Origin of the sequence: Longimycelium tulufanense, assembly GCF_014645795.1 — a bacterium.
Lineage (GTDB): Bacteria > Actinomycetota > Actinomycetes > Mycobacteriales > Pseudonocardiaceae > Longimycelium > Longimycelium tulufanense.
Map to the genome: position 1 here is coordinate 104,560 of NZ_BMMK01000018.1, position 20,982 is coordinate 125,541.

Genomic DNA, 20,982 nt, shown 5'->3' on the forward strand with positions numbered 1-20,982 from the left:
GGAGGGGGCAAACCGTGCCGATCCGTACCCACCGCGGCCGGGCCGCGGTCTACCGCAGGTTGTGGGGCTGGCCGCTGCGCTCGCCCCGGCATCTCGTCGTGGCCGTGCTCGGGTTCGCGGTGCTGGCCACCGGCGTCGGGTTGGTGTTGCCGGAGTACAGCGGCTCCGACACACCGGCGCCGACCACCGTGGTCGCACCGTCCACCAAGGTCACGATCAGCATCGGCCCGGGTGCCTCCGCGGAGCGGCGGACACCGCGGGTGACCACCTCGCTGCCGCAGGCGGCACCCCCGCCGGCCGCGCCGGCGCCGGAGGCGTTGACGGTCGCGGAGAACTGGGCCAAGGGCTGGGTCAACCACCCGGCGGGCATGACCACCGAGCAGTGGCTGGAGCAGCTGCGGCCCTACACGACCGAGGAGTACCTGACCGTCATGGGCACCGTGGATCCGGCCAACGTGCCGGCGACCAAGGTGACCGGCCGGGCCACCGCGCTGGAGGCGACCGCGAGTTCGGTGCAGGTGACGCTCCCCACCGATGCGGGGGACCTGCAGATCCTGGTGATCGCGAGCCCCTCCGGCTGGCGGGTGGCCGGCTACACCAAGGCGAGCTGACATGCGGATCGCGCTTCTCTCGGTGGTCATGGTCGCCGTGTTAGCCACCGTCGTCACGACGACGACCGGTGTGGTGCGCTCGGTGATCGGCGGTGGCGGCGACGAGAACACGACCTACGGCATCTGCGACGCGATGATCGGCGCCTGGCCGGAAGGCGGCCTGCCGCGGGCCGAGCAGGAAGTGCGCCGGCTCGGGGACGAGTCCAAGCGGATCGCGGCGCTCATCATCACCATCGGCAAGCAGCGGGACCTGCCGCCCAGGGCGTGGCAGATCGCGTTGCAGGCCGCCAGGCAGGAGTCCGGCATCCGCAACCTCACCTACGGCGACCGGGACTCGCTGGGAATCTTCCAGATCCGCGGCATGCACGGCTCGTTGCGGGAGCGGCTCGACGTCACGTGGCAGATCAACTGGTTCTACGACACGCTGGTGCGGATCCGGGGTTGGGAGCGGATGCGGCCCGGCGACGCGGCGCAGGCCGTGGAGCGCTCGGCGTTCCCGGACCGCTACCACCGCTGGGAGCCGATGGCCGTGCAGCTGGTGGCCGACATCGGCAACGTCGAGGACCCGACCGGCTGCTACGCAGCCCCACCGCCGTCGGAGTCGGCTTCCCGCGCGGTGTCGTTCGTCTTCGGTGAGCTGGGCGACGCCTATGAGTGGGGTGCCACCGGTCCGGACCGCTGGGACTGCTCGGCGCTGGTGCAGGCCGCCTACCGGGCGGGCGGGGTGCAGATCCCGCGGGTGACCTACGACCAGTGGAAGGCCGGCGCCTACATCCCGATCGAGCAGGTCCAGCCCGGTGACCTGGTCTTCTACGGGAACATGAACGACGTCCGGACGATCCATCACGTCGGGCTCTACATCGGCAACGGCGAGATGATCGAGGCGCCCTACACCGGGGCCAACGTCCGAAAGTCCAAGATCACGGTGTGGCCGGACCTGATCCCGTACGCGGTGCGCCCGGGCGTGTGATCGAGTGGCTTTCCCGTCAGTTCCCGTGAACGATCACAGGTGCTCGGGGGTGTGGGAGTCCGTGGGAGCCGACCGGGTGGGGCGTCCGGCAAGAAACTCCGACCACAGGGGAGGCAGACCGATGTTCACCAACGCCCCGATCCCGCGGCCGTCCGGACCGCCGGCGTCGAGTACCCCGCTGCGGGACTACCTCGGTGGTGCCCGGCACGGCGTGGACCCGGGGTACGTGGTGCTGCCGCGTTCGCTGGCCGAGTCGATGCCGTTGCCCTGGCAGCAGCAGATGGCGCACCTGCTCGCCGAGTTCCACCAGGCGTACGGCCATCTGCCGTGGCCGGTGTACCGGGTGGTGCCCTCGCGGTACGAGCGCCTGGTCGACCTCGACGAGGAGCAGCTGGCCGAGGTGGGCTGCCTGGTGGAGATCGACTCCGGCGGCGACCTGGTCTACCGCGACCGCTCCGGGCAGCGGATCGACGATCCGGAGAGCAAGCAGGTCCTGGTGTCCTGCCTGGACCCGATCCCGCGCAGCCCGGGCGGCGGGCACGTCCCGCCGGCTTCGCCACCCCAGCGGTGGTGACGGAATCGCCACACCAGGACGGGAGCGACCCCCCGAAGCCTCCGCACACTCTCGTGGCTCACCCTTCGCGGAGCGGATGACATGCGGGGGCGCGCATGGGACGCTGACCCCATGGCTGCTCCGGAGTCGGGTTGGTACTACTGCCTGAAGCACAACCGGGCTGAGCAAGGGTTCGAGTGCCGAGCTCAGGACCGCATGGGCCCGTACCCCGATGAGGCCACCGCCAAGCGCGCGTTGGAGATCGCGCGCGAGCGGACCGAACGGGAGGACGCCCGCGACCGCGCGTGGCGTGACGAAGACGACTGAGCCCGCACGGTGCGCGGTAGCAATGCCGGCCCGGGCGGCTGGGTGTGTTGCGAGGCACCCGTTTCCGGTGTGGGCGCGTGATCGCGTTCTCCCTGTCGTCGTGGCAGGGCGCTGGCTGCCCGCAGTTGGTAGGTTACTTATCGGTAGCCCGGTGCGGCTGCCCGGGTGGCTCGGCGGAAGGGGAGACCAGTGAGCGTGCGGGACCTGACCATCGGCGTTCTCGGCGGGACCGGGCCCCAGGGGCGGGGCCTGGCCTACCGCTGGGCCAAGGCGGGCCTGTCGGTCCTGATCGGCTCCCGGGACGCCGCCCGTGGCGAGGCGGCCGCGGCCGAACTGCGCTCGGCGACCGGGTCGGACAGCGTTGGGGGCGCGGACAACACCGAGGTCGCCGCGCGCGCCGACATCGTGGTTGTGGCGGTGCCGTGGGATGCGCACGCGGCCACCTTGGGCCCGCTGCGGGAGGCTCTGGCCGACAAGATCGTCGTCGACTGTGTGAACCCGCTCGGCTTTGACAAGAAGGGCCCGTACCAGCTGGAGGTTCCCGAAGGCAGTGCCGTGGAGCAGGCCGCGATGTTGTTGCCGGAAGCCCGGATGACCGCTGCCTTCCACCACGTGTCGGCCGTGCTGCTGGTCGACGTGGAGGTGGAGAAGGTCGACACCGACGTGTTGGTGCTGGGTGACGACCGGGAGGCCACGGACGTGGTGCGCGAGCTGGCCGAGCAGATCCCGGGAGTGCGGGGGATCTACGGCGGTCGGCTGCGGAACGCCGGCCAGGTCGAGGCGTTCACCGCCAACCTCATCGCCATCAACCGCCGCTACAAGGCGCACGCCGGAATCCGGATCACCGACGTCTGAATCGACGGCGGGCGCTGGTCGAGCCGGCCTGATGCGCCTGATTCCCGCCGTCGCAACGCCGGAAGGAGGCGCGGTGGCGTTGTTGGACGACCTCGGTGCCGAGGTTCCGCTGCAGGATCCGCCGTCACGCGTCGTCTCGCTCGTGCCGTCGTTGACGGAGGCGGTGGCGCTCACCGTGCCCGGGGTACTGGCGGGTGCCACCGACTACTGCACACATCCGTCCGATTTGGACATTCCGCGGGTCGGTGGCTCGAAATATCCGAAGGTGCAACGGGTTCTGGCCCTCGAACCGGATCTCGTGCTGGGCAACGCCGAGGAGAACCGGCCCGGCGATGTCGCCGAGCTGCGCGCGGCAGGAGTGCCCGTGTGGGTCACTGCCGCGCCGGCAACCGTCCCGGACGCGCTGCGCTCGCTGCGGAGACTCTTCGCTGAGGTTTTCGGTTTTCCTGTCGTGGACTGGCTCGCGGAGTCGGAGCGGGTCTGGGCTGAGCCGGAACCGTTGTGGGCCAACGCGATCATTCCGGTCTGGCGTAAGCCGTGGGTCGTGTTGGGCCGCGACACTTTCGCGGGCGACGTGCTGCGGCGACTGGGCGTGGGCAATGTGTATGCCGAGCACGAGGAGCGTTACCCGCGCCCGCGTTTGCCCGAACTACAGGGCTTTCTGACGTCGGGAGCAGCTGATCTCGTGGTGTTGCCGGACGAGCCGTACCTGTTCACGGCTGACGACGGCCCGGAAGCCTTTCCCGATGCGCGGTGTGCCCTGATCTCCGGACGTCATCTCACCTGGCACGGCCCGTCCCTCGTCGAAGCCCGGGAACTCCTCAGCCGCTCGCTCCGCGGCTGACCCCGGTGCCCGTCGCGCTCGGCTGGCTCGGGGGGCTTCGCCGCCGATACTGGATGGCGTGTCCACCATGGACTGGGTCCTGCACGTGGACCTCGACCAGTTCGTCGCGGCGGTCGAGGTGGCGCGCAGGCCCGAGCTGCGCGGCCGGCCGGTGGTGGTCGGCGGCGCCGGCGATCCGACCCAGCGGGGCGTGGTGGCCACCGCGTCCTACGAGGCACGCGAGTTCGGGGTCCACTCGGGTATGCCACTGCGCGTCGCGGCCAGACGGTGCCCGGAGGCGGTGTTCCTGCCGTCCGATCCGCCGGTCTACGAGGAGGTCTCCCAGCGCGTGATGGCGACCCTGCGGGCGTTCCCGGTGGTGGTCGAGGTCCTCGGCTGGGACGAGGCGTTCCTCGGCGCACACACCGCGGACCCGGAGGCGCTCGCCGCGGAGGTCCAGCGTGCGGTGGCCGCGGAGACCGGGTTGTCCTGCTCGGTCGGGATCGGGGACAACAAGCTCCGAGCCAAGATCGCCACCGGCTTTGCCAAACCGGCCGGGATCTATCGGCTGACCAGGGACAACTGGGTGGCGGTGATGGCCGGGCGGCCCACGGCCGCGCTGTGGGGCATCGGTCGCCGCACCGCGGCGAAGCTCGCCGAGGCGGGCCTGGCCACGGTCGCCGACCTGGCCAGGGCCGACCCGGACGAACTGGCCGGACGGTTCGGCCCGAAGTTGGGCCCGTGGTACCGGCTGCTGGCGCTCGGTGCCGGTGGCACCGAGGTGAGCACCACCCCGCCCGTGCCGCGCTCCCGGAGCCGGGAGGTCACCTTCCAGCAGGACCTGACCGACCCCGCCGAGATCGACGAGCAGATCGTCCAGCTCGCCCGGCATGTGGCTCGGGACGTGCTGGCGGAGGGGCGCCCGGCGGTGCGGGTCGCGGTCAAGGTCAGATTCGCGCCCTTCGTCACCAAGACCCACAGCCTCACCCTGCCCGCGCCGACCAACGACGCCGGGGACCTCGAGCACGCCGCGCTGGAGCTCGTGCGGAGGTTCGACCGGACCCGCCCGGTGCGCCTGCTGGGCGTGCGTGCGGAGTTCGACCAGCCTGCGGACTAGGTCAGCGTTCGCGACGTGCCGCAAGATCCCTCGCTCGTGATCTTGCCCAACCGCCTCAAGATCAACTACACTAGAAAATTAGGGGGTGGGCATTTAGCCATCCCCGTGAAGACTCCCCAGGGGGGTCGGCTGCCTCATGGCCCCACACCGCGGGATCGCTGCAGCCATCCGAGTGCCTGCGCAGGAGCCGACGGACGCCTACCGTCGAGGTATGACCGCACCACAGTTCACGCGGGAGACCTCCCGGCGGGGCGAGTTCGTGCGGCAGCCGAACCGCTTCACCGACCGCATCACCGCCGACGGCTCGTCCGGCTGGCCGGTGGAGCCCGGCCGCTACCGGCTCGTCGTCTCCCTGGCCTGTCCATGGGCGCACCGGTCCGTGATCGTCCGGCGGCTGCTCGGCCTGGAGGACGCGCTCTCGCTGGCCGTCGTCGACCCGATCCGCGACGAGCGGGGCTGGCGGTTCACCCTCGACCCCGGCGGCCGGGACCCCGTGCTCGGCATCGGGTTCCTGGCCGACGCCTACCGCGCCAGCGACCCGTCCTACGAGGGCCGCGTCACGGTCCCGGCCATCATCGACATCCGCACCGGCAAGGTCGCGACCAACGACTATCCCCAGATCACCCTCGACCTCTCGACCCAGTGGCGGGCCCTGCACCGGCCGGGAGCCCCCGATCTCTACCCGGAGCGTCTGCGCGAGGAAATCGACGCCATCAACGCCGATGTCTTCGGCGATGTCAACAACGGTGTCTACCGCTGTGGCTTCGCCACCACCCAGGAGGCATACGAGCAGGCGTACCGGGCACTGTTCGACCGTCTCGACGCGTTGAGCGAGCGGCTGGCCAACCAGCGCTACCTCGTCGGACACTCCATCACCGAGGCCGACATCCGGCTCTTCACCACGCTGGTCCGGTTCGACGCCGTCTACCACGGACACTTCAAGTGCAACCGGCACAAGCTGACCGAGATGCCGGTCCTGTGGGCCTACGCCCGCGATGTGTTCCAGACGCCCGGGTTCGGCGAGACCGTCGACTTCGACCACATCAAGCGGCACTACTACCGCACGCACGAGCAGCTGAACCTCAGCCGCATCGTCCCGCTGGGGCCCGACCTCTCCGGCTGGCACACCCCACACGGCCGGGAGGCGCTCGGCGGCTCGCCGTTCGGCGCCGACGCCACCCCGCCGTGAACCGTCCGTGCCAGGACTGCCGATTCACCGTGCTCTGATAGCGAATGCGCTCCCCGCAGTCACCGCGAGGAGCGCATTCGAGCACTACTCGACAGAAGAAATCAGTGGAAGACGTGCTCCGGGCCGGGGAACTCCCCGGCACGAACCTCGTCGCGGAACTGGGACGCGGCATCGGCGAGCGCCCCGGCCAGGTCGGCGTACCGCTTCACGAACCGCGGCGCCTTGCCCCGTCGCAGGCCTGCCATGTCCTGCCACACCAACACCTGGGCGTCGCAGTCCGGGCCGGCGCCGATTCCCACCGTGGGGATGCGCAGGTCGCCGGTGATCAGCTTGGCGACCTCTGCCGGAACCATCTCCAGCACCACGGAGAACGCCCCGGCCTCCTGCAACGCCATCGCGTCCGCGTGCAGTTCGTCGCCCGCGACGCCCCGGCCCTGTACCCGGTAGCCGCCCAGCACGTGCTCGCTCTGCGGGGTGAAGCCGATGTGTCCCATGACGGGCACACCGGCCGCCACCATCGCCTCCACCAGCGGCGCGTACCGTCGACCACCCTCCAGCTTGACCGCGTGCGCGCCACCTTCCTTCATCAGTCGGATGGCGTTGCGCAGCCCCTCCTCGGTGGAGACCTCGTAGGAGCCGAAGGGCATGTCGGCCACGACCAGGGATCGGCGCACCGAGCGGGTCACCGCGCGGACCAGCGGAAGCATCTCGTCGACGGTCACCGGGAGGGTGGTGTCGTGGCCGTAGACGTTGTTGGCCGCCGAGTCACCGACGAGCAGCACGGGAATGCCCGCCTCATCGAAGATCTGTGCCGTGTACATGTCGTAGGCGGTGAGCATCGGCCACGGCTCACCGCGTTCCTTGAGCTCACGCAGGTGGTGGACGCGTACCCGCTTCGTCGGTGCGGGCTTGGCGGCCGCTCCGGAGCCGTAGGGGGCGGTGGTTTCCTCACCGCCGGACACGCCTGAAACAGCAGTCATCGTTGACCGTCCTTCCCCTCGAGGCCCGCATCCGCGGGTCCCCGTGGTCGCGCTGAAGGTGTGTGGATCGAGCGTGACACGCCGTCCGCCGGAGGACAGCCCCGTGCGAGCAGCTTCACAACCGGACCCGGATGGGCACGCTGTCGGTACCCGGTCACACCGATCCGGACCGGGGTCCGAGGTGACCCTGCGTGGCGACGGCTACGCGCGGCACACGGCCGTGCCCGGCCTAGCCGACATCGCCGCGGCCGGTCGGGTCCGCCTCCTCGGACCGTTCCTCACGGGCCCGTAGCTCCCGCTCGACCCGGTCCAGGAACTCGTCGACCTCGTCCTCGGCGAATCCACCGCGGCCCAGCGTCGCGCCGAACTCGATCTCGCGCACGTCCTGCGCGGTGACCTTGCTCTTCCCGTCGAGCGTGTCGGCGACGGCGAGCAGGAAGTCCACCACCTCCCGCTCCTTGTACCCGCGACGGCCGAAACCGGTGGTGGAGAACTCGGCGTTGCGGACGTCGTCCCCGGTGAGCGCCATGATCTCCCCTTCGGGTTAGGGAACGCGCCGAGCGTAACCACGAGTCCCCGCCCGGCTGGACCGGAAAATGGGCGAAACCACCCACGAGGGTGGCCCGGCTCAGGCGGCCAGCACCCGCCGTACCGCGAGCGCCACCGCGTCCGGCCGGTCCAGCGGCATGAGGTGGCGGCTGCCGGGCACCACGACGTGCTCACCCAGCGGCGACATCGCCGCCATGGCGCGGTGGCCGACCAGGACGTTCGGGCCGCAGGCGCGCCCGGCGGTCAGCACCACCAGCGGAACGGCGGGTAGCGGCCGTTCCGCCCGCAGTCGCTGGAGGTCGGTGACCAACTCGGGGTAGGCCGCGTACTCGGCGAGTACGGCCCGCAGCACCTCGGGGCGCCCGTAGATCTCGGCCAGTTCGGCCCTGCTCCCGGTTTCGCGCCGGGTGAGCGCACCCAGGCCGATCGCGATCTGCCGCCCGGCCGGACCCACCCGCCGGGCCAGCCGCCTCGGCAGCGTCGGCAAGCGGGACAGGAGCCGGGTGACCGGCACCAGTGGGTCGATGGACCTCAGCGACCCGGCAGACCTGGCAGATCCGATGCCATCCGGTGGCTCGACGCTCGGGTCGACCAGGACCAGCCCGCGCACCGCCTCCGGCCGCGTCCGGGCGAACCCCTCCATGTGCAACGCGGCCACCGAATGCCCCACCAGCACGACCGGCGCCCCGCCGGTTGCCGCCGCCAGCACCGCCATCTCCCGGCGGAGCGAGGGCGGGCCGCCGCACGGTCCGGAGCAGGGTCCACTGTGCCCGGTGCCGGGCCGGTCGAACCGGACCACGCTGGCGTGCCCGGTGAGCAACCGGGCCACCAGCCGCCAGTCCAGGCAGGATCCGCCGAGGCCGGGGCCGAGCACCACGACCGGCGCGTCGGCGGGGCCGTCCCGCAGGACGTGCAGGCCGCCGACCCGCGATGGAATCATCGAATCGGTCCGCACAGCCCTGTCGACCTTACGCCGGACGGGCGGGCGGAGCCGGACGAAACGGCGGGGAGGATCCGAGGTGGAACGAGTAGGGGCGAGCACGGCCGAACTCGCCGAACCGGCGTTGCCGGCGTCGGTGCCGGCGACCCGCGTCGACCCCCACGTGCCGGAGTGGAAGGTCACCGCCGCCGGTGTCGTGGCGACCATCGTCCAGCTCGCGGCGGTGTTCTCGCTGCTGATGATCGTGTTCGAGGACACTTACCCGGATGCCGTCTACACCGTCACCGACCTGTTCTACTTCGTCGGGCTGCCGGTCGACTCCAACGTCTTCGTCGCCCTGCTGTTCGCCGTGCTCGGTGCGGCGCTACGGCGACGCAAGCGGGCGGCGTTGCGTGCGTTGCTGCTCCTGCAGTTCCTCTGGCTCGGCCTGACCCTGCTGGTCGACCTGCTCGTGCTGGTCAGCCCCGACCCGAGTGGGCTGGTCGACCCGGACCTGCTCGACCCCGACCAGCCCGTCAGCCGTGCCGACCTGATCTGGCCCACCGTCCCCTACCTGGCCGCCACGATCGTCGTGCTCGCGGTGCTGTGGACGTTGCGGCCGGCCTTCCCCGCGCGGCTGGAGAAGGGCGCCTGGCGCCGTGCCCTGGCCGTGCTGGTCGCCGGCCTGGCGCTGGCCACGCTCATCGGCTGGGCGCTGGTGGAGATCTTCCCTGGCCAGTTGGTGGCCGCCACCGACAAGCTGGCGTGGGCCGGCAGCCAGGTCACCGGCAACCTCGTCGACCCGATCACCGGGTTGAGCCTGCCGCGGTTCCGGCCGGACACCGGACCGGTGGGACCGGGGTGGCTGTCGGTGTTCCTCGGCTTCCTGGGCGCGGCGGTCGCCGCCTATGCGCTGGCGGTTTTCTTCCGCTCGGTGCGCACCCGCCGCGTGCTCTCCCAAGAGGAGGAGCTGCGCATCCGCGAGCTGCTCGCCGACCACGGCGAGCCCGACTCGCTGGGCTACTTCGCGACCCGGCGGGACAAGAGCGTGGTGTTCGCCCCGTCCGGTCGCGCAGCCGTGACCTACCGGGTGCTGGGCGGTACCAGTCTTGCCAGCGGCGACCCCGTCGGCGACGCGGAGCACTGGCCCGCCGCCATTGCCGCTTGGCTGGCCGAGGCCCGCCGGTACGGGTGGGTCGTGGCGGTGCTGGGTGCCGGTGAGAACGGCGCCCACGCCTACACCGAGGCCGGCCTCAAGGCACTGGAGATCGGCGACGAGGCCATCCTCGAGGTGCGGGACTTCACCCTCACCGGACGCGAGCGGCGCGCCGTAAGGCAGGCGGTGAACCGGGTGGAGCGTGCCGGCTACCGGGTTCAGGTGCGGCGGCACGGCGAGATCCCCGAGGACGAGATGACCGAGCTGCTCGCCGCGGCACAACGGTGGCGTGGAGCGGAGACCGAGCGAGGCTTCTCCATGGCGTTGGGCCGGCTCGGGGACCCGAGCGACGAGTGCAACGTGATGGTCGAGGCCTACGACGCGGAAGGACGGTTGCGGGGCCTGCTGTCCCTCGTGCCCTGGGGTCGGCGTGGCCTGTCGCTGGACCTGATGCGCCGGGACCGGTCGGCAGAGAACGGGCTCAACGAGTACATGGTGGCCTCCCTGGCGGCTTCCGCTGGCAAGCTCGGTATCCAACGGATCTCGCTGAACTTCGCCATGTTCCGCGCGGTGTTCGAGGAGGGTGCGCGGATCGGTGCCTGGCCGGTGCTGCGCCTGTGGCGCGGGCTGCTGAGCGTCGCGTCCCGGTTCTTCCAACTGGAGTCGCTGTACCGGTCGAACGCGAAGTACGGGCCATGGTGGAAGCCTCGTTTCCTGTGCTACGGCCGTGCCCGGGAGTTGGTGCGCGTGGGCATCGTCGGAGGTGTCGCCGAGGGCTTCGTGCCGAGCATGCGGTCCCTGGTGCGGCGACGCGACCACACGCTGGAGACCGGCGCGGTGGACGAGGATTTTGCGCGTCGGGTCCGCGAGATCAACACTCGTGCGGAACCGCGGCCCCCGGAGCGTCGCCTGCCCGAGCAGGTGCGGGTCCGGCTGGCCAAGCTGAACCGACTGCGCGCCGAGGGAGTCGACCCGTATCCGGTCGGTTTCGAGCGGGGCGAGCTGCTCGGGTCGGTGAGCGACCGATTCACGGAACTCGCCCCGGACACGCGTACCGGCGTGCAGGTCACGGTGGCGGGCCGGCTGGTTGCCAAACGGGAGCTGGGGAAGCTCGCCTTCGCGGTGTTGCGGGACTTCAGCGGGGAGTTGCAGGTGATGCTCACCGCGGACGCCCTGGGCAAGGACGGGCTCGCCGAGTGGCTGGCCGCGATCGACCTCGGCGACCTGGTGGGGGTGCGCGGTGAGGTCATCACCACGCGTCGGGGAGAGCTGTCCGTGCTCGTCTCGGAGTGGACACTGACCGCCAAGTGCCTGCATCCGTTGCCGGACAAGCGAAAGGGCCTCGGCGACCCGGAGGCGCGGGTCCGCCAGCGGTACCTGGATCTCATCGTCGACCCCGACTCGCGGGAGATGTTGCGCCTGCGTTCGTCGGTGGTCCGCTCGCTGCGGGACTCGCTGCACGGTCGCGAGTACGTGGAAGTGGAAACGCCGATGCTGCAGCGGGTCCATGGCGGAGCGAACGCGCGGCCGTTCGTGACCCACATCAATGCCTATCACATGCGAATGTACCTGCGGATCGCGCCCGAGCTGTACTTGAAGCGGCTGTGTGTGGCCGGGGTGGACCGGGTTTTCGAGCTGAACCGCAACTTCCGCAACGAGGGCGTGGACGCCACCCACAACCCCGAGTTCACGATGCTCGAGGCGTATCAGGCGTATGCCGACTACCACACGATGCTGCACCTGACCCGCGACCTGATCCAGGCGGCGGCGACCGCGGCCCACGGCCGGCCGGTGGTGCGGCGCCGTGGTCCCGACGGATTGGTCGAGGAGCACGACATCGGCGGGAAGTGGCCGGTGATCGGGGTGCACGAGGCGATCTCTCGGGCGGTTGGCGAGGAGATCACACCCGAGGTGGACCTAGCCGAACTACGTCGGCGCCTGGAGCCCGCCGGGGTGCAGTTCCTGGAGGGCTGGAACCGGGGCCAGTTCCTGCTCGAGGCCTACGAGCACCTGGTGGAGCCGCACACCACGAAACCCACGTTCTACAAGGACTTTCCCACCGAGGTTTCCCCGCTGACCCGGCAGCACCGCGACGACCCGCGGCTGGCCGAGCGCTGGGACCTCGTCGCATTCGGCACCGAGATCGCCACGGCGTACACCGAGCTGACGGACCCGTTGGAGCAGCGGGAGAGGCTCGTTGCCCAGTCGTTGAAGGCGGCCAGCGGTGACACCGAGGCGATGGAGTTGGACGAGGACTTCCTGCTGGCTCTGGAATACGGTATGCCGCCCACCGGCGGCATGGGGCTGGGTGTCGACCGCCTGTTGATGTTGTTGACCGGCGCATCGATCCGGCAGACCGTGCTCTTCCCGTTCGTGCGACCAGCCGAGGGGAACAACGGGAAGGGAGACGACAACTGAACGCCACTCGTGCTCCTCGGGCGCGGCTCGTCGCGGGCCTGTTGCTGGTGATCGCGGCGGTGGTCTATTCGGTGTGGCTGGTCGAGCCCTTCCTGCCGGCCCGCCTGTCGGCGCTCACCAGCTATGTGAGCGAGTACGGCGCCCGCGACCAGCCCTACCGCTGGTTCTTCCGTTCCACGGACATCGCTGCCGGGCTGTTGTTCCTCCTCGCCAGCATCCCGCTGTCCCGCGTGCTGCCGCCCGGATGGCCCTGGCGCGCATTGATGATCGGGCTGCCGCTCTACGGCCTGTCGACCATCGCCGTGGCGGTGTTTCCCATGGACTGCGCGACTTCGGTCAACGCGGCGTGCCGGTCCGCGGAGCAGGCGGGGGAGCTGTCTGCGGCGCACTACGCACACACGGTGTTCAGCGTCAGTGCGTTCATCGGCTCCGCTCTTGCGGCCCTCGCAGCAGAACGGATGACCCAAGGGAAGGCGAGCCTGCTCTTCCGGATCGTCCTCGTCCTGCTCATCGTGACGGGTGTGCTCTCGGTGCTGCTCTACAGCCAGCCCGGCGCCGGCCTGGCCCAGCGAATCCAGCTCCTCGTTGTAGCGGTCGCCCTCCTCACCGGTGCCACCCTCCTTCTGCGCGCCGACCGGTCTGGATCATCGGTCTAGTGCTGGTGGGTTGACCCGCAGGCTAGGTGTAGTAGGGCTGGGGCCGGTCTGCGAGTGCATGGGTGATGCGGAGCCTGATGGAAGGGTGGATGTTGAGGGCATCGAGCCGTTCGGGCTCGGCCCAGAGGACTTCCTTGGACTCGCTGCTGGTGCGGAGCCGCCCACCGAGGGGACGGGCACGGAAGCAGATGGAGAACTCCTGGCGCACCTCGCCGTCGTCATAAGCGATGACATGACGCGGATTGGAGTAGATGCCGATCAACCCGGTTACCTCGACCTCGATCCCCGTCTCCTCGCGCAGTTCGCGGGCGACCGTCTGGGTGAGCGTTTCGCCGAGTTCGAGTTGGCCGCCCGGGATGGAGTACCGGTCGTTGTCGCTGCGGCGGATCATGAGTATCCGTCCGGCGCTGTCCTGGACGAAGGCGCTGACCGCGATGGCGATGCTGTTGGGCTCCGGTGCGTTGGGGTCGTCGAGGTAGTCGAGGCGGGCCATGCCTCTCCTTAGAAGGTCGCAGACCTGGCTGATGTCCAGACGGCGTCGAAACATTCCGAGTAGGTCTCGAACAGCGAGCCTATGGAGAGTCGACGCAGGTGGAGGGCGGGTGCATGTGCCCCCTGGATTCCATATACGTGCGTGTTGACAATCATCTCGTTGTCGAAGCGGAAGATGGAATTGTAGAGGGTGCTCCTGTGGAACCGCATCTCCACCCCGGCCACCCCTTGCAGGGGCCGGTAGAAGGCAAGTGCGTTGCGGATTCGCGCGGCGAGGGTACCTTTTCCAAGCCCTTCCTCCTCACTGCGTCGAGCGACTTCCCGGGAGGCTGGATCGCCGAAACACAGTCTGATCCCTGACCCCGCTTCGGCCTTGCGCCTCAGCTCCTTGATGAAGGCGGGACGTTCAACCAGGAATAGCGCTGCGTGGACCAATACATCGACCCGCTTGGCTGCGGCGTCGATCAATCGATCCCACACCTCGACCGGAACCGAGTTTCGGTGGGGGTAGATCCTGATGACCTCGGACTCGCTGACTTGAGCGGCGTGCTCCGGGGCGACCGCATCGGGCCAGAGGTAGCTCTCGCTCTCCCGAAGCATCGCGGCGAGTGCGTGCCGATGCTTGGGGTAAGGGGTTCGGCCCTTGGTGATCCAGCGCTCAACAGTCTTGGCATCGACCCTGATAGCCAGTGCCACGTCCGTTGGAGTGAAGCCGTTGCGTAGCAGAGCATCCCGCAGTCGCTCGTTCCGCACGCCAAGCTCCCTGGAAAGGGACGAGTAGGGACGTCTCAACGTTAGCACAAGATCGTCGAGGCCGTCTCGGGAAGTCCTGACATGCGGTGATCGCGTCACCGTCTCCTCGCCGACCTTTCAGGCATTGCACTTCGGTGTCTTGAGAGGTCGAGCGATGACAAGTGGAGTGATGTTGGTTCGGTTCCTGCCCGGTGTGGTGGGGGAGGCGTCGCGGGTGGTGCATCTGGTGCCCGCGCCTTCCGGCCCTGGGGTGCCATCCGAGCTTGTGGCCTACTGCGGCACCTCGATCCCGCCCGGTGTCGCCGAGTGGCTCGATGCGGTCGAGGGCATGCCGTGCACCGCCTGCCTGCTGACCGCCCCGCTGCCCACCACCAGCTGTGCCCCACAGCTTCCGTCTGAAGCCCCGGGGCGGTGAAGGCTGTGGAGCTGCACGCGTTGCTGCGGTCTTTGCCCGGCGGGGTGCTTCCCCCGGGGGTGAGTGCCGAGACCCGCACCTTCCGCAACGGGGAGTCCCGCACCGTCTACCGCTGCCCCTTCTTCTCCGAAGGCCCGGTCCGCGGCTACGTGGACGGCCGGGAGGCGTGGCTGTTCATGTACGGCCACTTCGTGTTCGTCTGGCCCCTCGGCGCCGGCCAGCTCCAGGTGCGGCACGGCACGCTGCGCCACTCCATCCCGCTGTTCGACGACGTCCCCATCACCGGGACGTGCGAGGCCAACACCCTGCGGGAATTCGGCATCACCTGGACGCGGGACCACCTGGCCCGCTTCATATCCCGTCCCCACAGCGGACACCGCCGAAGGGAGTACTGATGGGCCACACCACCCGCCACGGGCTGCCCAACATCACCGGCGTCTGTGGCGACTGTAACGGCAAAGGCTGCGCCAACTGCGACTACACCGGCACCATCACCATCACCGACGACTAACCACAGGGGATAACCAGCCACAAAGACGAGCGGGGTTTCCCTCTACTGGCACCAGAGGGAAACCCCACCCGAGCAGGAGAGCGCCGCTACGATCCCACCTGGTGCTCGCGCCACGCGTTGGTGATCGGCAGCCGCCAGTCGCGGCCGAACGCCTTGAACGTGATCTTCGTGCCCGGCGGGTACTGCCGCCGCTTGTACTCGGACCGGTCGACCATGCGCAGCACGCGCTGCACCAGCTCCGGCTCGAAACCGGCCTCGATCAAGTCGGCGAAACCGCGGTCGCCCTCGACGTAGTCGTCGAGCACGTCATCCAGCAACATGTAGTCCGGCAACGAATCCTGGTCGACCTGACCGGGCCGCAGCTCGGCCGACGGCGGCTTGGTGATCGAGTTCTCCGGGATCGGCGGCGTCTCACCCCGCTTCTCCGCCTCGGCGTTGCGCCACCGGGCCAGCTGCCACACCAACGTCTTGGGCACGTCCTTGATCGGGGCGAACCCGCCGACCGCGTCGCCATAGATCGTCGAGTAGCCCACGGCCAGCTCGGTCTTGTTCCCGGTCGCCAACACCAGATGCCCGTGCTGGTTCGACAACGCCATCAACGTCATACCCCGGCACCGGGCCTGGATGTTCTCCTCGGCCAGCCCGGTCAACCCGAGTTGCTCGACGAACACCCGCACCTGGTCGGCCACCGCCTGCACCTGGAAGTTGATCCCGGTGCGCCGCGCCAGCTCGGCCGCGTCGCTCCGGGAATGTTCCGAGGAGTACTCCGACGGCATCGAGACGCCGTGCACCGCGTGCGGTCCCAGCGCGTCCACCGCCAACGCCGCCGTCACGGCCGAGTCGATCCCGCCGGACAGCCCCAGCACCACCGACTTGAAGCCGTTCTTGTGCACGTAGTCCCGCAGCCCGGTGACCAGCGCCGACCACACCTCCTCCGCGTCGGGGAGCGGCTCGGCGCGCGGCGGCACGGGCAGCGGCTCGTAGCGGGCGAGCGGCTCGGCCGACACCACGATCCGTCGCACGTCGAACCCGCCGACCCGGCCGGTCGTGGTGTGCCCCCCGACGGGCAGGTCGACGTCGGTGACCAGCAGCTGCTCCACGAACTGCGGCACCCGCGCCATCAGCTCGCCGGCCGGGCCGACGATCAGCGAGTCGCCGTCGAAGACCAGCTCGTCCTGGGCGCCGACCAGGTTCACGTAGGCCATCGGCGCCCTGGCCTCGGCCGCCCGCCCGGCCACCAGCGGCCCCCGCACGTCGTCCTTGTTCCGCTCGTACGGGGAGGCGTTGATGCACATCACCAGGTCGACCCCGGCCACGCCCAGCGCGGCCACCGGCCCCCCGTCCTGCCAGATGTCCTCGCAGATCACGACACCCACGTCGACGCCGTGCACCCGCAGGATCGGTAGCTCGTCACCCGGCACGAAGTAGCGGAACTCGTCGAAGACCCCGTAGTTGGGCAGGTGGTGCTTGTGGTACCGGGCGACGACCCTGCCCTCGTGCAGGACCGCGGCGGAGTTCCGCGGCCCGGCAGCGTCCCGGTCCAGGTATCCGACGATCGCGACGATGTCACCGCAGCCCGCCTCGGCCAGCCGCGTGGCGAGCGCGTCCAGGGCCTGGCGGGAGGCGGTGGCGAAGGACTCCCGGAGCGCCAGGTCCTCGACCGGGTAGCCGGTCAGGGCCATCTCCGGGAAGGCGACCACATGGGCGCCCGATTGGACCGCCCTGCGGGTCCACTCGACGACCAGGTCGGAGTTGCCGACCAGGTCGCCGACACACGTGTTCACCTGCGCGAGGGCAAGGCGTAGCTGACACTTCCGGGGCATGCCCCCATCATCGCGCATTTCCGGAGGTCGACGTGGGCAGGCACCGGACATGCATCCGATGCATGCTGGCACGATCTCAAGGGTGCCCCCTGTGACCCGCGCCCTCGCCGCCCTCGGCGCCGCGGCCCTGCTCCTGGTCCCCGCGGCCTGCACCTCGTCCGGCCCCACCGACCCGGGCCCGCCCCAGCCGCACGCCGAGAGCAGAGGGCCGGCCGGCTCCGTGCCGGCCGGGCTCGACGGGTTCTACGGCCAGGCCCTGACCTGGGAGGACTGCAAGGGCTACGCCACCACCGCCGAGGACCGGGTCGCCTTCGCGCGCCAGGGCCTGGAGTGTGCGCGGCTGCGGGTCCCCCTCAACTACGACGCTCCACAGGGCCGCTCGATCACCCTCGGCCTGCTCCGCCGCCCGGCCGGTGACCAGCCCAACCGGATCGGCGCCCTGGTGCTCAACCCCGGTGGGCCGGGCGCCTCGGGCATGAGCGCCGCCGCCAACCTGGCGCACACCGTGAGCGGGAGTGAGCTGGGCAAGCGGTTCGACTTCGTCGGCTTCGACCCCCGCGGGGTCGGCGCGAGCGAACCGCAGGTGCGATGCCTGACCGATCAGGAGCGCGACGAGGAGCGCCTCGACCTCGACGTCGACAACTCCCCGGAAGGCGTGGCCCGTACCGAGGCCGAAGAGCAGGACTACGCCCGCAAGTGCGCCGAGCGCACCGGCAGGGAGATGCTCTCCCACGTCGGCACCCGGGACGTGGCCAACGACCTCGACGTGCTTCGATCGGCCCTGGGTGACGAGAAGCTCAGCTACCTCGGCTACTCCTACGGCACCCGGATCGGCACCGCCTACGCCGAGGCGTTCCCCGAGAACGTGCGCGCCCTCGTGCTGGACGGCGCGCTGGCCCCCGAGCAGGACCCGGTAGCCGAGCTGGTGGCGCAGGGTGCCGGCTTCCAGCGGGCGTTCGACGCCTTCGCCGCCTGGTGCGCCAAACAGCAGCAGTGCGCCCTGGGCTCCGACCCCGCCCGGGCCGTGCCGATCTTCCGCAAGCTGGTCGACCCACTGGTCGACAAGCCGGCCGACGCCGGCGACGGCCGCAAGCTCTCCTACAACGACGCGACCACCGGCGTGATCCAGGCCCTCTACGCCGAGTCGCTGTGGCAGACGCTCAACCGCGGGCTGGCCGAGCTCGCGCTCGGCCGGGGCATGACCCTGATGAAGCTGGCGGACACCTACTACGGCCGGGGCAGCGACGGGCATTACTCGACGATCACCGATGCCTTCACCGCGGTCCGCTGCGTCGACGACGCCCGGCTGACCGACAAGGCCAAGCGCCTGGAAGCCGACCGCCGCTACCGTGAGGCCGCCCCGTTCCTCGACGACGGACGCGGCCCGTCCAGCGCGCTGGACACCTGCGCCTTCTGGCCGGTGCCACCGACCAGGGACCAGCGCGTCCCCGACCCCGGGCAGCTGCCGACGACCCTGGTGATCTCCACCACGGGCGACCCCGCCACGCCCTACCAGGCCGGGGTCGACCTGGCTAGGGCGCTCGGCGCGCGCCTGCTCACCTACGAGGGCGAGCAGCACACCGTGTTCCTGCAGGGCGTGTCCTGCGTCGACCAGGCCACGATCCGGTACCTGACCGACCTGGAGCCGCCCACGGGGGACACCACCTGCCGGCGCTGATCCGGCCGTGCCGGACGAGTGTCACTTGATCGGGTGACAATGGCGGGGTGTCCCGCCTGCCGCGAGTCCTCGCCGCCGTGGCCGCCCTCGGCCTGCTGACCGCCTGCACGACCATCCCCGGCACGCCCGTGGGCCTGCGCCAGGAACAACGCGGGCCGGTCGGGGCGGTCCCGGCCGGCCTGGAGCGGTTCTACGGCCAGGCCATCGCATGGGGCTCGTGCGAGAGTTTCGCGACCACGACGGAGCAACACCTCGCCTTCACCAAGCGCGGTATCGAATGCGGCCGTGCCACCATGCCGCTCGACTACGACGACCCACGGGGCCGCACCGTCTCGCTGGCGTTGCTCCGGCGCCCCGCCACCGACCAGCAGCACCGGATCGGCTCCCTGCTGATCAACCCCGGTGGCCCCGGCGCCTCCGGTATCGAGGCCGCCGCCCAACTCGGGTCGCTCCTCCGCGACAGTGAGGTGGCCGAGCGGTTCGACCTGATCGGTTTCGACCCCCGCGGGGTCGGCGCGAGTGAGCCGCAGGTGCGGTGCCTCACCGACGAGGAGTGGGACGCCGAGCGCCTCGACTCGGACCTGGACACCTCGCCGGAGGGCATCGCGCAGACCGAGGCCGAGGAGAAGGATTACGCCCGCAAGTGTGCCGAGCGCACCGGCAAGGACGTGCTCTCCCACGTCGGCACCAGGGACGTCGTCCGGGACATGGACGCCCTCCGCTCCGCCCTGGGTGACGAGAAGCTCAGCTACGTCGGCTATTCCTACGGCACCCGGATCGGCACCGCCTACGCGGAGACGTTCCCGCAGAACGTCCGGGCGATGGTGCTCGACGGAGCCGTGGCGCCCGAGGAGAACAAGCTCGCGCAGTCCCAGGCTCAGGGGCAGGGCTTCAAGAAGGCGTTCGACGCGTTCGTCGAGTGGTGCGTCGGCCGCGGGAAGTGCGCGCTCGGCAACGACCCGGCGGCCGCCGAACCGCGGCTGAAGGAACTCATCGAGCCGCTGAAGAAGGAGCCACGGCAGCTCGGCGACCGCAAGCTGTCCTTCACCGACGCCGTCACGGCCGTGGTCCAGGCCCTCTACAGCGAGCAGCTGTGGACCGTGCTCGACACCGGGATCGCCGACCTGGCCAACGGCGGCGGCCGCACCCTGCTCTTCCTCGCCGACACCTATCTCGGCCGGGACTCCGACGGCCACTATTCCACGCGGAACGATGCCTTCCGGGCGATCCGGTGCGTCGACGACCCGCCCGTCACCGATCGCGACCTCCTCCGCGAGGCCGACCGCAAGGCCCGCGAGGTCCTGGGCGAGGACAGCGTGTTCATCGCGGGTGAGCCGGCCGGCGTGCTCGACGCCTGCGCCTTCTGGTCGGTCCCGCACACCAGCGAGCCGCACCAGCCCAAGGCGGACGGCCTGCCCCCACTTCTGGTGATCTCCACCACCGGCGACCCGGCAACGCCGTACCAGGCGGGGGTTGATCTCGCCCGGGCCCTCAACGCGAGCCTGCTCACCTTCGACGGCAACCAACACACGGTGTTCCTGCAGGGTCAGCAGTGCGTCGACGAGCGGGGCACCAGGTACCTGGTCGACCTGAAGACCCCGGAGGACGGCGCTCGCTGCTGACACCGCCGCCCGGCCCTCGATCGGCGGTGAGCTGCCTCACCGCTCCAGGTCGGACATCGTGTCCCCGGCCGCAGCACCGCTGGGCGCGGGCTGGTCGGGAGCGGAGACCGGAACCTTCTGCGGGCGGCCGGGCAGCAACAGCGCCGCGGCCGCGCCCACCACGCAGATCACCGCGGTGAGCAGGAAGATCTCTCGGTACTCCGTCAGCAGCGCGTGCTGGATCGCGAGCTGGTAGTCGGCGAGCTTGCGCTGGTACTCCTCCGGTGAGACCCCGAACGGCAACGGGGTCGCCAGGTCCGCGGTCAACGTCCGGAAACGGTGCAGGCCCCATGCGGACAACGCCGCGACGCCCACCAACATCCCGGTCATCCGGGCCACGACCACACCCGCGGACGCGACCCCGTGCTGCATCGCCGGCACCACGCGCAGCACCGCGGCGGCCAGCGGCGCGATCACCAGGCCCAGACCCAGACCCGCGATAACGAGGTCCGTGTCGAACCGTGTCCCGCGTCAAGTTTTTGGCTCAGTTTTCCTTGTCTGAAAGTTGTGTCTTCTGGTCTTGGTG

General features: G+C 70.2%; 21 protein-coding genes. 14 read left to right on the forward strand and 7 right to left on the reverse strand.

Going from position 1 to position 20,982, the window contains the following annotated elements:
• Positions 1–14: 14 nt before the first annotated feature.
• From IEY55_RS18890 to IEY55_RS18925, 8 genes are all read left to right on the forward strand, one after another.
• Complete coding sequence (locus IEY55_RS18890; RefSeq protein WP_189059682.1) at positions 15–611, forward strand: hypothetical protein; 597 nt, start codon at positions 15–17, stop codon at positions 609–611.
• A gap of 1 nt (position 612) precedes the next feature.
• Positions 613–1,581 carry a C40 family peptidase gene (locus IEY55_RS18895; RefSeq protein ID WP_189059684.1) on the forward strand — a complete coding sequence of 323 codons (969 nt, stop codon included), beginning with the start codon at positions 613–615 and terminating at the stop codon, positions 1,579–1,581.
• A gap of 121 nt (positions 1,582–1,702) precedes the next feature.
• Complete coding sequence (locus IEY55_RS18900; protein ID WP_189059686.1) at positions 1,703–2,155, forward strand: hypothetical protein; 453 nt, start codon at positions 1,703–1,705, stop codon at positions 2,153–2,155.
• A gap of 111 nt (positions 2,156–2,266) precedes the next feature.
• Positions 2,267–2,461, forward strand: a complete 195-nt coding sequence (locus IEY55_RS18905; protein ID WP_189059688.1) for a hypothetical protein — start codon at positions 2,267–2,269, stop codon at positions 2,459–2,461.
• 189 nt (positions 2,462–2,650) lie between these two features.
• Positions 2,651–3,316 (forward strand): NADPH-dependent F420 reductase, encoded by a 666-nt coding sequence (gene npdG, locus IEY55_RS18910; RefSeq protein WP_189059690.1) that lies wholly within the window; start codon positions 2,651–2,653, stop codon positions 3,314–3,316.
• A 79-nt stretch (positions 3,317–3,395) separates the two neighbouring features.
• Positions 3,396–4,160, forward strand: a complete 765-nt coding sequence (locus IEY55_RS18915) for a helical backbone metal receptor (RefSeq protein ID WP_189059723.1) — start codon at positions 3,396–3,398, stop codon at positions 4,158–4,160.
• 58 nt (positions 4,161–4,218) lie between these two features.
• A complete protein-coding gene (locus IEY55_RS18920; RefSeq protein WP_189059691.1) occupies positions 4,219–5,256 on the forward strand; it encodes a DNA polymerase IV in 1,038 nt (345 codons plus the stop codon).
• Between the two features lie 211 nt (positions 5,257–5,467).
• Positions 5,468–6,445, forward strand: a complete 978-nt coding sequence (locus IEY55_RS18925) for a glutathione S-transferase family protein (protein ID WP_189059693.1) — start codon at positions 5,468–5,470, stop codon at positions 6,443–6,445.
• A gap of 101 nt (positions 6,446–6,546) precedes the next feature.
• Here IEY55_RS18925 and panB read toward each other — a convergent pair whose 3' ends face one another.
• From panB to IEY55_RS18940, 3 genes are all read right to left on the reverse strand, one after another.
• Positions 6,547–7,425, reverse strand: coding sequence for a 3-methyl-2-oxobutanoate hydroxymethyltransferase (gene panB, locus IEY55_RS18930; protein ID WP_189059695.1), 879 nt, complete (start codon positions 7,423–7,425; stop codon positions 6,547–6,549).
• Between the two features lie 229 nt (positions 7,426–7,654).
• On the reverse strand, positions 7,655–7,954 hold the full coding sequence (locus tag IEY55_RS18935; RefSeq protein ID WP_189059697.1) for a DivIVA domain-containing protein: 300 nt from the start codon (positions 7,952–7,954) through the stop codon (positions 7,655–7,657).
• Between the two features lie 99 nt (positions 7,955–8,053).
• On the reverse strand, positions 8,054–8,914 hold the full coding sequence (locus IEY55_RS18940) for an alpha/beta fold hydrolase (protein ID WP_189059699.1): 861 nt from the start codon (positions 8,912–8,914) through the stop codon (positions 8,054–8,056).
• 136 nt (positions 8,915–9,050) lie between these two features.
• Here IEY55_RS18940 and lysX point away from each other — a divergent pair, with 136 nt between their 5' ends.
• Together lysX and IEY55_RS18950 are read left to right on the forward strand one after the other, a co-directional pair.
• On the forward strand, positions 9,051–12,467 hold the full coding sequence (gene lysX / locus IEY55_RS18945) for a bifunctional lysylphosphatidylglycerol synthetase/lysine--tRNA ligase LysX (RefSeq protein ID WP_229686534.1): 3,417 nt from the start codon (positions 9,051–9,053) through the stop codon (positions 12,465–12,467).
• Between the two features lie 47 nt (positions 12,468–12,514).
• Positions 12,515–13,123, forward strand: coding sequence for a DUF998 domain-containing protein (locus IEY55_RS18950; RefSeq protein WP_189059701.1), 609 nt, complete (start codon positions 12,515–12,517; stop codon positions 13,121–13,123).
• 22 nt (positions 13,124–13,145) lie between these two features.
• Here IEY55_RS18950 and IEY55_RS18955 read toward each other — a convergent pair whose 3' ends face one another.
• The gene (locus IEY55_RS18955) at positions 13,146–13,616 is read right to left on the reverse strand and encodes an NUDIX hydrolase (RefSeq protein WP_189059703.1); all 471 of its coding nucleotides are present in this window, start codon (positions 13,614–13,616) and stop codon (positions 13,146–13,148) included.
• Positions 13,617–13,624: 8 nt separating this feature from the next.
• Complete coding sequence (locus IEY55_RS18960; RefSeq protein WP_189059705.1) at positions 13,625–14,368, reverse strand: DUF5919 domain-containing protein; 744 nt, start codon at positions 14,366–14,368, stop codon at positions 13,625–13,627.
• 154 nt (positions 14,369–14,522) lie between these two features.
• Between IEY55_RS18960 and IEY55_RS18965 the strand changes: the two genes are divergently transcribed.
• Both IEY55_RS18965 and IEY55_RS32140 read left to right on the forward strand, forming a co-directional pair.
• Positions 14,523–14,783, forward strand: a complete 261-nt coding sequence (locus IEY55_RS18965; protein WP_229686528.1) for a hypothetical protein — start codon at positions 14,523–14,525, stop codon at positions 14,781–14,783.
• Positions 14,780–15,178 carry a hypothetical protein gene (locus tag IEY55_RS32140; protein WP_229686529.1) on the forward strand — a complete coding sequence of 133 codons (399 nt, stop codon included), beginning with the start codon at positions 14,780–14,782 and terminating at the stop codon, positions 15,176–15,178. The genes IEY55_RS18965 and IEY55_RS32140 overlap by 4 nt, the downstream gene beginning before the upstream one ends.
• Before the next feature lie 202 nt (positions 15,179–15,380).
• Here IEY55_RS32140 and IEY55_RS18975 read toward each other — a convergent pair whose 3' ends face one another.
• Positions 15,381–17,117: an NAD+ synthase gene (locus tag IEY55_RS18975; RefSeq protein ID WP_189059707.1), complete on the reverse strand. Its 1,737-nt coding sequence runs from the start codon at positions 17,115–17,117 to the stop codon at positions 15,381–15,383.
• 58 nt (positions 17,118–17,175) lie between these two features.
• Between IEY55_RS18975 and IEY55_RS18980 the strand changes: the two genes are divergently transcribed.
• The gene (locus IEY55_RS18980; protein WP_189059730.1) at positions 17,176–18,795 is read left to right on the forward strand and encodes an alpha/beta hydrolase; all 1,620 of its coding nucleotides are present in this window, start codon (positions 17,176–17,178) and stop codon (positions 18,793–18,795) included.
• A 47-nt stretch (positions 18,796–18,842) separates the two neighbouring features.
• Entirely contained in the window at positions 18,843–20,417 is a 1,575-nt protein-coding gene (locus tag IEY55_RS18985) for an alpha/beta hydrolase (protein ID WP_189059709.1), read from the forward strand.
• A 36-nt stretch (positions 20,418–20,453) separates the two neighbouring features.
• Here IEY55_RS18985 and IEY55_RS18990 read toward each other — a convergent pair whose 3' ends face one another.
• Positions 20,454–20,873, reverse strand: coding sequence for an MFS transporter (locus IEY55_RS18990; protein WP_229686530.1), 420 nt, complete (start codon positions 20,871–20,873; stop codon positions 20,454–20,456).
• Positions 20,874–20,982: the final 109 nt, after the last annotated feature.

Bases quoted from the DNA above. Each gene is read 5' to 3' on its own strand.
- IEY55_RS18895 (WP_189059684.1), top strand. From the start codon at position 613: ATGCGGATCGCGCTTCTCTCGGTGGTCATGGTCGCCGTGTTAGCCACC.
- IEY55_RS18900 (WP_189059686.1), top strand. From the start codon at position 1,703: ATGTTCACCAACGCCCCGATCCCGCGGCCGTCCGGACCGCCGGCGTCG.
- IEY55_RS18905 (WP_189059688.1), top strand. From the start codon at position 2,267: ATGGCTGCTCCGGAGTCGGGTTGGTACTACTGCCTGAAGCACAACCGG.
- IEY55_RS18925 (WP_189059693.1), top strand. From the start codon at position 5,468: ATGACCGCACCACAGTTCACGCGGGAGACCTCCCGGCGGGGCGAGTTC.
- panB (WP_189059695.1), bottom strand. From the start codon at position 7,425: ATGACTGCTGTTTCAGGCGTGTCCGGCGGTGAGGAAACCACCGCCCCC.
- IEY55_RS18935 (WP_189059697.1), bottom strand. From the start codon at position 7,954: ATGGCGCTCACCGGGGACGACGTCCGCAACGCCGAGTTCTCCACCACC.
- IEY55_RS18940 (WP_189059699.1), bottom strand. From the start codon at position 8,914: ATGATTCCATCGCGGGTCGGCGGCCTGCACGTCCTGCGGGACGGCCCC.
- IEY55_RS18955 (WP_189059703.1), bottom strand. From the start codon at position 13,616: ATGGCCCGCCTCGACTACCTCGACGACCCCAACGCACCGGAGCCCAAC.
- IEY55_RS18965 (WP_229686528.1), top strand. From the start codon at position 14,523: ATGACAAGTGGAGTGATGTTGGTTCGGTTCCTGCCCGGTGTGGTGGGG.
- IEY55_RS18975 (WP_189059707.1), bottom strand. From the start codon at position 17,117: ATGCCCCGGAAGTGTCAGCTACGCCTTGCCCTCGCGCAGGTGAACACG.
- IEY55_RS18980 (WP_189059730.1), top strand. From the start codon at position 17,176: ATGCATGCTGGCACGATCTCAAGGGTGCCCCCTGTGACCCGCGCCCTC.